This window comes from Staphylococcus sp. HMSC072E01, assembly GCF_001814125.1.
Taxonomy (GTDB): domain Bacteria; phylum Bacillota; class Bacilli; order Staphylococcales; family Staphylococcaceae; genus Staphylococcus; species Staphylococcus hominis.
In genome coordinates, this window is the sequence record NZ_KV814990.1 from 41,631 (window position 1) to 55,165 (window position 13,535).

Below are 13,535 nucleotides of genomic sequence, written 5' to 3' on the forward strand. Positions count from 1 at the left end.
ATTGCATTATAAGTATACTTTAAGGTAGGCATATAACTATGAAATACAGTATGTTTTCTATAGGAGATACATTCATTAGTAAACATTACAAAATAACTGAGAAAGAAATATTAGAGTTTGCTCATCAATTTGACCCTCAATATATGCATCTAGATAAGAAAAAAGCAGGTCAAGGAATGTATAAAGGGATTATAGCATCAGGTATGCATACCCTTTCTCTTTCTTTTAAACTTTGGATTGAAGAAAATAAATATGAAGAAGACATCATTGCAGGGACTCATTTAAATAATGTAACCTTTATTAAACCTGTCTATCCAAATGATAACTTATATGTAAAAGTTAAAGTTTTAGATAAAAAATTGAAAAAACAATTTGGTAGTTTAACCGTTGAAATTATGACATTTAGACATTTAATCAATATGAGAATAAAGTACTTCAATTTGAGCTTACTGTTTTACTATCAGTTTAAAATATAAATATTTCTAAAATCTATTTATCTGAAGAAAGAAATTATTGTTCAATAAAAAGAATCGTCGTTCAAGATGAAACATCTCAAACGACGATTCTTTTTTAATTTTCATTAATCACATTTAAAAAACGTTTTAATTCATCAGTTTTAGGGTGATCAAATAATTCTTCAGGAGATCCTTCTTCACCAATTTCACCGTCATGAATAAATACAACTTTATTAGATACTTCTTTTGCAAAACGCATTGCATGAGTAACTATCACCATCGTCATGCCTTCATTTGCTAATTCTTTAATAACTTTCAACACATCATTTACAAGTTCAGGGTCAAGTGCAGATGTAGGTTCATCAAATAACATCACTTTAGGATTCATCGCTAAAGCTCTCGCAATCGCCACACGTTGTTGTTGACCACCAGAGAGTGCATGAGGACGTTGATCTTTAACATGTGTCAAACCTACTTTTTCAAGTAAGTCTAATGCTCTATTTTTAGCTTCTGATTTACTCATTTTCTTTACAGTTACTAAACCTTCCATCACATTTTCTAAAGCCGTTTTATGTGGAAAAAGATTATAACTTTGGAATACCATCCCTGATTGTTTACGTACTTCAATTTGAGATTTCTTATCTTTAGCAGTATACGTTTTATCATTCACAGTAACGTTGCCTTCAGTTGGAATCTCTAACGCATTAATCATACGCAATAATGTAGTCTTACCCGAACCGGAACGACCAATTAATGTGACAACTTCACCTTTCTTTACATTCAAATCAATACCTTTAATTACTTCTTTATCATTAAAAGATTTATGAATATTGGATAACTCAATCATGCCTTATACCCTCTTTCAATATATGATTCATAGAAGCCTTGGATGACTGAAATAATAAAACAAACAACCCAATACATCACGGCTACGAGAATATAAATTGTAAAGTACTCGTATGTTGTAGAAGCAACTTCTTGCGCTTTACGGAACATTTCAGCTACTAAGATAAATCCTAGTAATGATGTGTCTTTAATTAATCCTAAGAATGTGTTACCTAAAGCTGGAACTGAAACACGAATCGCTTGAGGTAAAATAATACGTTGAATCGTTTGACGATAATTCATTCCAATAGAGTATGCCGCTTCTGTCTGGCCTTTTGGAATAGAAATAATACCACCACGGATAATTTCAGATGCATATGCACCTACATTTAAAGACAATCCAATAATCGCTGAAACAACAGAAGACAATGTCCATTGTTCGTCTGCATTTCCAGTAATTAGACGTCCAAGTTCTGGAATACCATAAAAGATAATAAAGAGTTGTACAATCATTGGTGTGCCACGAATAATAGATACATATACACGTGCAATTCCTCTTAATACTTTACTAGATGAAATACGCATTAACGCCGTAAACAAAGCGATAATCAAACCTAAAATAAATGTCACAATTGTAATTGGAATAGAGTATTTTACTAAACCTTCCAACATGGGTCCAAATGCTTGAGTTGCTGCATCTAATGCGTGTTGTTGTTGACTATTTAGGCTCAGAAACATTTTCACCGAACCATTTCTTACCAATTTTTGCTAGTTCACCGTTCTCTTTAAGTTTTTTCAGACCATCGTTGAAATCAGAAACAACTTTATCATCGACACTTTTAGAGAATGCAAATGCTGATTTATTTTGTTCTGCATCACCTTTAATTGCTTTAATTTTAGCATTAGGTTTTTGTTTTTTATAATCTAAATAAGATAAGCTATCATTAAAAGTACCATCCACACGTTTAGATAATAATAAATCGATAGACTGGTTGAAACCATCTACTTTAGTGATGTTAGCACCTTTATCTTTAGCAAGTTTTCCGTAGTTAGAAGTAAATGTTTGCGCTAATTTTTTACCTTTCACATCATCAAATGATTTAATATTCTTCTCATCATCACGAACAACTAAGACACCACTTGAATAAGTGTAAGGGTTAGAGAATTTATATTTTTCTTTTCTTTCTTTATTGATACCCACTTGGTTTGCAATGACATCAAAACGTTTTGCATCTAAACCAGCAAACATTGAATCCCAAGATGTTTCATTAAATTTAAGTTTATATCCTTCTTCTTTCGCAACAGCTTTAATTACATCAATATCATAACCAGTTAACTGATCTTTTTTGTTGTGGAAAGTAAACGGTGCATAAGTCCCTTCAGTTCCTACACGTAATGTTTTTTTATCACTATTACTGCTACTTGATTTTGAATCACTATTTTTGTCAGATGAACCACTATTACCACATGCGGCTAATACAAAAATAAGTGTCAAAGCTACAAATAAAAGTCTTTTCATTAATAACTCCTCCATATTCCTATTAAATTAGTCAGAATAAATTAATTCTAATCTCATCACTATGAATAGTCAATAACTATTTAAACTATTAAATAAAATAGAAGGTTTAGATATGAGGTTAATGACTTTCTTCATTTAAATCCTTTTGTCGTTTAAGTAAAAAAGTTAATAATAAACTAACGACTGTGATAATGACTGCAAATAAAAAGCCAGAATGATAACCATGTATCATTGCGTCTGTTTGAATGTGTTTCATCATCTCTGTTTTAGCCATTCCTTGATAATCACTGAGTGTCGGTTTAAAATGCTGACTTGCTACACTTAAAATTGTTACTAAACCAGCTGTACCAATAGAACCCGCTACTTGTTGAATTGTATTTGTCATTGAAGATCCATGGGCATTTAATTCTGGGGTGAGTTGGTTCATTGTATGCGTCATTACAGGCATTAACCCTAAAGCAATACCAATCATACGAATCGCATAAATAGTTGCTAAAACAATTGTTGACGTATGCTCATCCATAACTACAAAGTAGGACGTCGTAATCGTTACAATAAGCATACCTATCATTGAAAGTACTCGTGCGCCAAACGTTTCGTATAAACGCCCAGATATGATTGACATGATTGCCATTACAATTGCTCCGGGTAACAATATCAAACCAGAATCAACAGGCGTACGTTGCAACACATTTTGTACAAACATAGGTAATACCGTTTCAGATCCAATCATCGAAATCATCGTTACAGCCATAATAGCAATACCTACTGTGAATTGACTATTTTTAAATACTTTAAAACTTAATAAAGGAGTTTCAAGTCGTTCTTGTCTCCAAATAAATAAAACTACAAAAATAATGCCTAAAATAATAGTGCTCAGAACGACTGGGTCATTCCAACCTTTCTGAGAAATAGAACTTACCCCATATAACATACCACCGAATCCGAGAATAGATAAGATAATGGATAGTATGTCAATGGGCGCTTTTACTTTTACTCCAACGTTTTTAATAAAAATTAAAGCAAGTATAAAGGTCACTGCTGAAATTGGAGCTACAACATAAAACAATGCTCTCCAATTAATGTATTCAACCAAATATCCAGATAATGTAGGTCCAATCGCTGGTGCTAAACCAATCACTAATCCAAACATCCCCATATATTTTCCACGTTCGTGCGGTTCAAATATATCTAATATCGTCGTCATCATTAGTGGCATCATAATACCAGAACCTAATGCTTGGATAATTCTTGCAATTAATAAAGTAGTGAAATTAGGGCTAAATCCTCCTAGTAAAGTGCCTAGAAAGAATATAATAATTCCAGTTAAGAAGACTTGTCTTGTTGTATAACGTTGAATAATAAATGCAGATAATGGAATAACTACTCCATTTGTTAGTAAGAAGGCTGTTGTGAGCCATTGTACTTGAGAATATTCAATATGAAAATCTTTCATTATTCTCGGTAATGCTGTGGTCAACAAGGTTTCATTTAATAAACCAAAAAAGCCACCTAATAGCATAGTGAAAATCATAATTAACTTTTTACTATGCGACATGGTATCATCTCCTTATTTTTATTTTATAAATCGTAATAATTACTATTTACATAAACCATCTTTTCCTTTATTCTTTATAAAAAGGAGGACTATTTATGAAACAAGATTTACAAACTGCACGTCGCAACTTAAAAAGTTCTAATATTAAAACACGTAAACGTGCATTAAAGATGATTAAGCAATATCGACGTTAGTTAAAACCGTTTAACTATTTTTATAAGCAATCTTACTCCACTATATTAATAAAAGACTAAAGCACTTCTTTAATGCTTTAGCCTTTTATTTTATCTACTATATTATAATAAATAAAAATTCTTGCTCACACTTTTATAAATAATAATGATTAGTTACTTTTAAATCGTCATCTAATTCATAAATTAACGGTGCGCCTGTTTTAATTTCATAGCCTATAATGTCTTCATCTGATATGTCTTCTAAATATTTAATTAATGCTCGAATAGAGTTACCATGTGCTGCTACAAGTACAGTATCCCCATCTAATAAATGTTGTGAAATATGATCAGTCCAAATTGGAATGACACGCTCTAATGTTGTTTTTAAACTTTCAGAGTAAGGCATCATACGATGATCTAAATGACGATAACGACGATCATTTAAATAAGATTGACGTTGTGCTTCAGTTTGTGCTGGTGGTAATACATCATAAGAACGTCTCCATTGATGAACTTGTTCTTCACCAAATTCCTTACGGGCATCATCTTTATTTAATCCTTGTAATTTTCCATAGTGTCGTTCGTTCAGGCGCCAACTTTTATGAACGGGAATCCACTCTTGATCAGATTCAGCTAATAAATATTGAGTCGTTTCTAATGCTCTTGTTAATAAAGAAGTATAAGCAACATCAATTTCAATTTTGTTTTCTTTTAATTTTTTACCTGAAGTGATGGCTTCATTTCTCCCTTGTTCTGACAGTTGAACATCTTCCCAACCGGTAAATAAATTTTTCGCATTCCATTCACTTTGTCCATGTCGACATAAAATTAATTTTGGCATAATATAACACTCCTTAGATTAATAGAAAGTTAATGAGTATAACGATTGAATTATAAATACTTTCCTCATTATTTAATTTAATATCTATTTATCTTTACATCATTATTATAGAACGATTTCACTTTTTTTCATAATAGAACTACTTCTAATTTAATTCAGAATATATGATAAACGGTTGAGATATTTGTTACTTCATGTTCATATTTGATAATTATTCTTGATATGACCGTAACCTATGTCATTAAATGAACTGTTATAGTGAACTTACCGTAGTCAACATCTAGATTTATTGGGATGCAATGTTTTAATTCAAACATTAATATCCAAATCACAAAGGAGTTTTTTATCATGAAAAAATCAATTTTTGCATTAATGACAATGCTCTCATTAGGTGCCGCTGGATTAGAAAGTGGCCAGGCACACGCAGAATAGGTATCAACATCCCCTTCTCAACAACATCAATACCAATATCATCAAAGTCATACATCTAATTTAAATACATCAAGTTCAAACACGACAACTTCTAGTACTTCAAGTCGTACACAATCAGTATATCAACGTTTCTTAGCTGCTGGAGGCACAAAAGAAATGTGGGAGAAAATTGTACTTCCTGAATCTGGCGGTAACCCTAATGCATCAAATGGTCAATACCATGGATTAGGCCAAACTAACCAATCATGGGGGTATGGATCAGTGGAAACCCAAACTAAAGGCATGATTCAATATGCAAAAGAACGTTATGGATCAATTGGAGCAGCGATACGTTTTAGAGAATCAAATGGTTGGTGGTAAATTGAATCAAAAAAGAGCAGGAGTATACTCCCACTCTTTTTTATTTTTCATCTAAGGTATTTGGTTCTGGATGAACATATACAGACGATATACCATTATTTTCTAAATGTGTTTCTACTCTATCGCATATATCATGCGCTTCTTGTAATGATAAATTTGCATCAACTACAATTGTTACATCTAAAAAAATACTACTGCCGTGATAACGTCCTTTTACATTTTTTACTTCTCTTACATCTGTAACTTCTTGAATAAGATTTCGATATTCTTCTAAATCTTGTTCCTTAAATCCATCACTCAATGCAAAAATTGAATCTTTAAATATTCCAAACCCGGTATAAATAATTAAACATCCTAATACAGTAGCAAGTATCACATCAATAATGGGTAGACCAAATTGTGTAAATAATAATCCAATGGCAGTACCAATACTGACTAAACCGTCAGATAAATTATCTTTTGAGGCCGAGTCTAATGAGCTACTTTTAGTTTGTTTTGCAAGCCTATAATTAATAGCATAAACACCAATCATAATGACACCACTCATCATACTAATAATAATCGTAATAAAATTTGGAATATGGTGTTCATTTGTCAACATTCGAGGTGCATTTTCAATCACTACTTGGATACCTACAAACATAATAATGAATGAGACGAGAAGCGTTGAAATATTTTCAGATTTCAAATGACCATAAGGATGATTTTTATCAGCTGGCTTAATTGAAATCTTTAATCCCACAATAACAGCGATAGATACAACAATATCAGTCATGTTGTTCAATGCATCTGCTCTTACAGCTGCTGAATCGTACACATACCCAGTAATATATTTTGCAACAGATAAAACGATATAAACAACTAAACTTAAATAAGCGCCTCTTTGCGCTAATTTAAGATTTTCGTTTTGGGTCATATCTAGTTAACCACCTTAAACACTTAGTATTAATAGTATGTACTATCAAAATTTGAATTACAATATTTTTTTATTTCTATCATTTTTATAAAAATAAACTAATTAATTTTTTAGCCAAACCTAATTTACTATTTATAAAAAAAGAGCTAGAAGTACACAATTCTAGCTCTTTCTTAAATTTTAGTCTTTTAAAATCCATTTAGATAATATAAAAGTAATCGGAATTGTAACGATAAGTCCTACAAACGGTGCAATTTCAGATGGAAAATTAAACCATCTTACAAAGATATATAAAAACAAAGATTGCATTCCCATATTTACTACTTGTGTTAATGGAAAACTTAAAAATTTCTTAAGGGTTGGTTTAACTCTATAAACGAAATAACAATTTAAATAATAAGAAATAATAAAACTTACTATAAATCCAATAATATGACTCACCATATAGTGAACGTGTAATAATTTTAATAAAATGAGATACACTAAATAATAATCAAGTGTATTAATCCCACCCACTATGACGAATTTGATTATTTCATAGTGCGTTTGTTTTAACTTCATAGTTAATCTCCTCTGTCTTCTATTACATTAATATCAAACGGCAGTATTTTAAGTTGTTTATTATTTGAAATTTGATAGTACTCTTTGAAATTTTCCTTTGCGGTTTCTTCAGTTGGAGTCATTTCATAGAAATATGTCTCAAATGGCAAATGTTTTACAATAATTTCATTTCTATGTTGTTGAATTTGAGTTTGAATATTATTTAATCTAGTTTCATATTTAAAATGCACAATCGTAAAAATAGCAATAAATACGAATAATAAACATCCTACACAAATTTTAAGAATATTATCATAGCTTTGTTTTAAAGTATGTAATTCAGTAACTAAAGTAATCAATATCACACACCACATTATATAGACAATAAAGAAGTGTTGAGACGTTACCTCTGAGATGAAAAAGATAGGTATAGCACTTAAAATAATAGAAATAAAAGCAACTATTAAAATGATACGATAGTAGCTATCTGTAACTATAATAAAACTAGCCATACTTATACTGACGAAAAAGCTAAAACACAATAAGAAATTAATTAGACCATAACTTGTAATCAACGTTGTTTGATTAAAATTAAAGGGTTCAAAAATAAATATCTTGTATATAGGCAATGCAAGTATGCTAATCATTAATAAAATTTGTCTAATTTTAGAAAACGTTTGAAAGCGAGTGTTTTTTATAAGTAACCCAATTATAACAATCGCAATCATAGACACTATGACAATATGATTAAAAAACATATAACGTGGAAGGTCATGTAATATTGTAACTCTTAATTTATGAACATAACCTAAGCCATCAATGTGTGCTCTCATTGCTTGAATGTCACTCAGATAATTAATGTACGTCTGGTTAATCAACATGATTAATGTACCACATAATGATAATAGAAACACTATTAATAAATTAAAATTAATTTTACGTTTTAACATAAAATAAGCAATTAATGTCGTGAATAAAGCTAAATTAACAAAAAAAGTTAATGCTTCAGCAAATAATTGCCCACTGAAACAACTGATCCAAAATAAAATGACATTGTACATTTTTAGTTCATCTTTTATAAATAAAATTTGACTTATAAAATAAAAATGATAGAGAACACATATCATTCCAAAAGCATAACTAAAAAAATAACCAAAGCTTCCATAACTCTCTGAAAAAACTGAATTAGGTATAATAAGTAATAAAATAGTTGCAAGCATGAGATGACGGATTGAAAATGTTTGGCGTATCAATTTGAGTATTAATAAAATAATGCTTACGGATATTATTGAATACATAATCATACGTAATATTACCGAACGCACTGCTACAAGTTCAATTAAATTACTAATATAACGTCCATTCAAATTATCAAAATGTTGGTAAAAGGCACTTATGCCTTGAGGACTTCCAAAAAACCAATCGATTCCATGTAAAGGAATGATTAAACCTAAGTAACCGTAAAATAATAATAACCCTATGACCCAGATGTAAAATTCGTGTTGTTTAAAGTTAGACATTTACACTACTCCTCCACTACAATAATGTTAAATTATAGTGTTTAATCAATTCTATTTAATTAAACACCATTATATACTTTTTTTATATTTTAAACATTAAATCATTTTAATTTAGATTTTTATTTATAATTTTAATCGGAAGTGATCTCGTTGAACATAAACAAAATTGTTATTGCGCCAGATTCATTTAAAGAGAGTATGTCTGCTAAACAAGCTGGATTAGCTATAGAACGGGGCTTTAAAACTATATTCGGTGATGCGCTTAAAACAGAGGTTATCCCTATGGCAGATGGTGGCGAAGGTACAACTGAGGCTTTAATAGAAGCATTAGATGCGTCAATTCATAGCATTAAAGTACATGATCCACTATTTAGAGAAGTGACTGCATCTTATGCTCGTTCTAGAGATAATCGCGTGGCTATTATTGAAATGGCAGCAGCTTCAGGATTAGATTTAATTCATACAGATGAACGTGATCCTTTAATTACTACAACATTTGGCGTTGGCGAATTAATTAAAGATGCTCTAAATCATAATGTGACTAAAATTATATTAGGCATAGGGGGGAGTGCAACAAATGATGGTGGTAGTGGTATGTTGACTGCTCTTGGCGTAAAGTTTCTAAACTCTGATAATGAAGAAATTGAACTTGGTGGTGGTGCTCTTGCTCATTTAACCCACATAGATGCGTCAAATTTAGATTATAGATTAAACGACGTTACCTTTGAAGTGGCATGTGATGTTACAAATCCTTTATTAGGTCCTAATGGTGCAACATATATTTATGGACCACAAAAAGGAGCAACTGAAAAGATGATACCAAAGTTGGATTCCGCACTCGCAAATTATCATGATATGATAGAGAAAGCATATCATATCAGTGTTAAAGATATACCTGGTGCTGGAGCTGCCGGTGGATTAGGCGCCGGTATTCTCACTTTCTTCAATGCGTCATTATCTAATGGCATCGATATTGTCTTAAAAGAAACGCAGTTTCTTCAAAGAATTAAAGATGCCGATTTAGTTATTACAGGAGAAGGAAAAATAGATATACAAACGATTTATGGTAAAACACCTATTGGAGTAGCAAAAGCATCCAAACAATTCGACTTACCTGTGATTGCGATATGTGGTAGTTTAGGAAAAAATTATCAAGCCGTATATCAACATGGAATTGATAGTGTGTTTAGCATTATAGAAACACCATCAGAACTACCCTATTTATTAGAACATGGAGAACGATTCTTAACACAAACTGTTGAAAATATTGCTCGATTAATTAAATTAAATAATTAAAAAGAGGTGAAATTTATGAAACGTACTGAAAAATACAAAGATTCATATCAATACGATGATCAATATCAACAACGTAATCAAAAAAGTCGGGAGTATCAACAACGTCAACAAAAACGTCAAAGTGAAGAAAATTATAGAAGAAATGAACCTCGTCAAGAGTATCATCATCAAAATCAAGAGGAGTATGATGAAAATGCTAATCGTTACTATAACGATCGTGACTTTAGACGTGAACAATTACTGGAAGAAGAGAATGAAAAAAATAAAAAATCAAAACGTTGGTTAATCGCTATTATTGCAATTCTTCTTTTAATTATTGGCATTTTTGCGACTAAATCTTATATTGATCATAAAAATGAATCGGACAATAAACAACATACTTATAATGCAACAAATGATGTATCTAAAAATTATCAACAAGAAGTTCAAAATCAAAGTGATAATATAAAGAAACAAGTTGAAGATGCAAAAAATGATATTAAAGATAAAATAGACACTGAATCACGTCTTAGACAAATCCAATCTCAAATTGATAAATTAAAAAATAATGAGATTACTAAAGAAGACTCTAAATTAACTCAATTTTATCAAGACCAAGTTAATAAATTAAAAGAAGCAAATAATGCACAACAAAACAACGCAAATGAAAACAAAGTGAATGCGCTATTAGATGATGTCAATAATAAAGTAGATGATATCAAGAAAAAACTAAACAGTATTCTTGGTAATAATAATTAATATTCTTATGTATTGTGATAAATTTCAGCTCTAAAAAAATTGATTAAATCAATCTTTTTAGAGCTTTTTTTATTTGAAATTACATATTTCCTCAAAAACCTATATAATGTACATTGCAAATCTTTTCAAGGAGTACAATTATGCATAACTCAACACATACTAAATTGCCGATGCTATTACTTATCGTTCTAGGAACAATGACAGCATTTGGTCCAATGATTATAGATATGTATTTACCTGCTTTACCAGCAATTCAGCAACAATTTAATACATCAACGTCAAGCATACAACTTACCCTATCCTTTGCAATGATTGGTCTAGCGCTTGGACAGTTTATATTCGGACCTTTATCAGATGTATTCGGTCGAAAAAGAATTGCACTAATGATTCTTAGTGTATTCGTTTTAGCTTCATGTGGTGCGATATTTATTACAACATTTCCAATATTTTTATTGATACGTTTGGTACAAGGATTAACTGCCGGAGGTATTATTGTTATCGCTAAAGCTTTCGCAGGAGATTATTACCAAGGAAATACTCTAGCTAAATTTCTTGCTTCTCTTATGGTTGTAAATGGTATAGTGACTATTTTAATGCCGTTACTTGGAGGTTTATCGCTTTCTCTTGGCTCATGGAGAATGATCTTTGTTATTTTAACAGCTATTAGCATGATTATGTTAGGTGGCGTTACTTTCAATATGCCGACCACACATCACTCTGAGCATGTTACTTCTAATTTTAAACATATATTTTCTGACTTTGGACGCTTACTTAAACGACCAAGATTTATTATTCCAATGTTTTTGCAAGGATTAACTTATGTTATGTTATTTAGTTTTTCATCTGCTTCTCCGTTTATCACTCAAAAAATATACCATATGACACCTCAACAATTTAGCGTAATGATTGCAATCAATGGCATTGGTTTAATTGTTGTGAGTCAAATCGTTGCTTTGCTTGTTGAACGTATACATCGCTTTAAAATCTTAATTTATTTGACTTTCATTCAACTTATTGGTGTACTTCTCATTGTATTTACTTTGATATTACAAGGTCCATTGTGGCTTTTATTAGTCGCTTTCTTTTTAAATGTTTGTCCTGTCACTTCAATCGGCCCCTTAGGATTTTCAATGGCTATGGAAGAACGTACTGGTGGAAGTGGAAATGCTTCTAGTTTACTAGGTTTGTTTCAATTTATCCTTGGTGGTTTAGTGTCTCCTTTAGTTGGTCTTAAAGGACAATACAATGTAATGCCTTATCTCACAGTAATTGTTATCACAGCAATTCTCATAGTTTTACTTCAATTTTTATATTTTAAAAAATATCAACGTATCTAATGTATTCTTATATTAATAAATGTAAGCTAGCATCCATTTTTAATATAAATATCGATTGCTAATATGTTAAAAAATATTTGAGACAATTATTATATCTCAAGTATTTTTTAACATTCACAAATTTGTAATGACTTTTCAACAAATACATGACAACTTATTCTTCTCTAATTGAAAATGATTATTATTTACTATAATAAACTATAATTAAATAAGGAGGAATTATTTATGGTCACTAAAGATTCAATTGTTGCTAATGTCGTTACTGATTTTCCATTAAGTTCGGATGTTTTCAGAAAATACGGAATAGATTTTTGTTGTGGTGGAAATATCTCAATTAAAAATGCAGTAAAAAATAAAAAAGTAAATGTCGATACAATTATAGAAGAAATTAATCATTTACCTGTACACTCAACAGGAAATATCAACGTTAAATATTTAGATGCCCCTTCCTTAATTCAATATATTCAATCACGTTACCATGAAACAATGCGTGAGGAATTTAAAAACCTTTCACCTTATGTCACTAAAATTGCAAAAGTTCATGGACCACACCATCCGCATTTACTTCAATTACAAGAGTTATATCGCCAGTATCGTGATGGTATGCTTGAACATATGGATAAAGAAGATAATCATGATTTTCCATTACTCATTAAAATTGCACGTGGTGAACAAGTTAAGAATGCGCATCAAGTTATTGAAAGTTTAGTTGAAGATCATACTCAAACTGGGCATCTATTAGAAGAAATGAGTGCTTTAACAAATCAGTATCAGCCACCTAGTGAAGCATGTAATACTTGGCGCTTAGTCTACACACGCCTTGAGCATTTAGAACGTGAAACACATGAACATGTACATCTTGAAAATCACGTATTATTTAATAAATTTTAATTTGTATTAACGATAACATGCATCCTAGAAAAATAAGATTGACTTACTTTTTTAACACAATCAGATTAAATAAGAAGCTATGACACCTTAAAGACTAAACCCATATCTACAGAATCAAAAGAAAGCAGGGCCCT

The 13,535-nt window shown here is 30.7% G+C and carries 14 protein-coding genes and 1 pseudogene; 7 read left to right on the forward strand and 8 right to left on the reverse strand.

Features of this window, described 5'->3' with window-relative positions:
* The first annotated feature begins 38 nt into the window (after positions 1-38).
* Positions 39-476: a MaoC/PaaZ C-terminal domain-containing protein gene (locus tag HMPREF2953_RS08740; protein ID WP_176746047.1), complete on the forward strand. Its 438-nt coding sequence runs from the start codon at positions 39-41 to the stop codon at positions 474-476.
* A 94-nt stretch (positions 477-570) separates the two neighbouring features.
* On the opposite strand, the gene HMPREF2953_RS08745 is transcribed toward HMPREF2953_RS08740, so the two are convergent.
* From HMPREF2953_RS08745 to HMPREF2953_RS08760, 4 genes are all read right to left on the reverse strand, one after another.
* Positions 571-1,302, reverse strand: coding sequence for an amino acid ABC transporter ATP-binding protein (locus HMPREF2953_RS08745; RefSeq protein WP_002448438.1), 732 nt, complete (start codon positions 1,300-1,302; stop codon positions 571-573).
* Positions 1,299-2,018 carry an amino acid ABC transporter permease gene (locus tag HMPREF2953_RS08750; protein ID WP_002448600.1) on the reverse strand — a complete coding sequence of 240 codons (720 nt, stop codon included), beginning with the start codon at positions 2,016-2,018 and terminating at the stop codon, positions 1,299-1,301. The genes HMPREF2953_RS08745 and HMPREF2953_RS08750 overlap by 4 nt, the downstream gene beginning before the upstream one ends.
* Positions 1,999-2,799, reverse strand: a complete 801-nt coding sequence (locus HMPREF2953_RS08755; protein ID WP_002488763.1) for a transporter substrate-binding domain-containing protein — start codon at positions 2,797-2,799, stop codon at positions 1,999-2,001. The genes HMPREF2953_RS08750 and HMPREF2953_RS08755 overlap by 20 nt, the downstream gene beginning before the upstream one ends.
* Positions 2,800-2,917: 118 nt before the next feature.
* Positions 2,918-4,357 carry an MDR family MFS transporter gene (locus HMPREF2953_RS08760; RefSeq protein WP_049334681.1) on the reverse strand — a complete coding sequence of 480 codons (1,440 nt, stop codon included), beginning with the start codon at positions 4,355-4,357 and terminating at the stop codon, positions 2,918-2,920.
* 95 nt (positions 4,358-4,452) lie between these two features.
* Between HMPREF2953_RS08760 and HMPREF2953_RS11350 the strand changes: the two genes are divergently transcribed.
* Positions 4,453-4,551 (forward strand): putative metal homeostasis protein, encoded by a 99-nt coding sequence (locus HMPREF2953_RS11350; protein WP_017174973.1) that lies wholly within the window; start codon positions 4,453-4,455, stop codon positions 4,549-4,551.
* A 133-nt stretch (positions 4,552-4,684) separates the two neighbouring features.
* Here the strand turns inward: HMPREF2953_RS11350 and HMPREF2953_RS08765 are convergent, their stop codons facing one another.
* The gene (locus HMPREF2953_RS08765; RefSeq protein WP_049334682.1) at positions 4,685-5,371 is read right to left on the reverse strand and encodes a 2,3-diphosphoglycerate-dependent phosphoglycerate mutase; all 687 of its coding nucleotides are present in this window, start codon (positions 5,369-5,371) and stop codon (positions 4,685-4,687) included.
* 348 nt (positions 5,372-5,719) lie between these two features.
* On the opposite strand from HMPREF2953_RS08765, the pseudogene HMPREF2953_RS08770 reads away from it, so the two are divergent.
* Positions 5,720-6,163, forward strand: a pseudogene (locus HMPREF2953_RS08770) (transglycosylase).
* 40 nt (positions 6,164-6,203) lie between these two features.
* On the opposite strand, the gene HMPREF2953_RS08775 reads toward HMPREF2953_RS08770, so the two are convergent.
* The 3 genes from HMPREF2953_RS08775 to HMPREF2953_RS08785 form a co-directional block, all read right to left on the reverse strand.
* Positions 6,204-7,079 carry a cation diffusion facilitator family transporter gene (locus tag HMPREF2953_RS08775; protein ID WP_070672902.1) on the reverse strand — a complete coding sequence of 292 codons (876 nt, stop codon included), beginning with the start codon at positions 7,077-7,079 and terminating at the stop codon, positions 6,204-6,206.
* Between the two features lie 180 nt (positions 7,080-7,259).
* On the reverse strand, positions 7,260-7,640 hold the full coding sequence (locus tag HMPREF2953_RS08780) for a GtrA family protein (protein WP_049334685.1): 381 nt from the start codon (positions 7,638-7,640) through the stop codon (positions 7,260-7,262).
* A 2-nt stretch (positions 7,641-7,642) separates the two neighbouring features.
* Positions 7,643-9,139: a hypothetical protein gene (locus HMPREF2953_RS08785; RefSeq protein WP_070672904.1), complete on the reverse strand. Its 1,497-nt coding sequence runs from the start codon at positions 9,137-9,139 to the stop codon at positions 7,643-7,645.
* 150 nt (positions 9,140-9,289) lie between these two features.
* On the opposite strand from HMPREF2953_RS08785, the gene HMPREF2953_RS08790 reads away from it, so the two are divergent.
* The 4 genes from HMPREF2953_RS08790 to scdA all read left to right on the forward strand — a co-directional run bounded on the left by HMPREF2953_RS08790 (position 9,290) and on the right by scdA (position 13,401).
* Entirely contained in the window at positions 9,290-10,435 is a 1,146-nt protein-coding gene (locus tag HMPREF2953_RS08790; RefSeq protein ID WP_070672906.1) for a glycerate kinase, read from the forward strand.
* Between the two features lie 15 nt (positions 10,436-10,450).
* Positions 10,451-11,173, forward strand: a complete 723-nt coding sequence (locus HMPREF2953_RS08795) for a hypothetical protein (protein ID WP_070672908.1) — start codon at positions 10,451-10,453, stop codon at positions 11,171-11,173.
* Positions 11,174-11,313: 140 nt separating this feature from the next.
* Entirely contained in the window at positions 11,314-12,510 is a 1,197-nt protein-coding gene (locus tag HMPREF2953_RS08800) for a putative multidrug effflux MFS transporter TcaB (protein ID WP_070672910.1), read from the forward strand.
* Positions 12,511-12,735: 225 nt separating this feature from the next.
* Complete coding sequence (gene scdA, locus HMPREF2953_RS08805) at positions 12,736-13,401, forward strand: iron-sulfur cluster repair di-iron protein ScdA (protein WP_002454897.1); 666 nt, start codon at positions 12,736-12,738, stop codon at positions 13,399-13,401.
* The last annotated feature ends 134 nt before the right edge of the window (positions 13,402-13,535 follow it).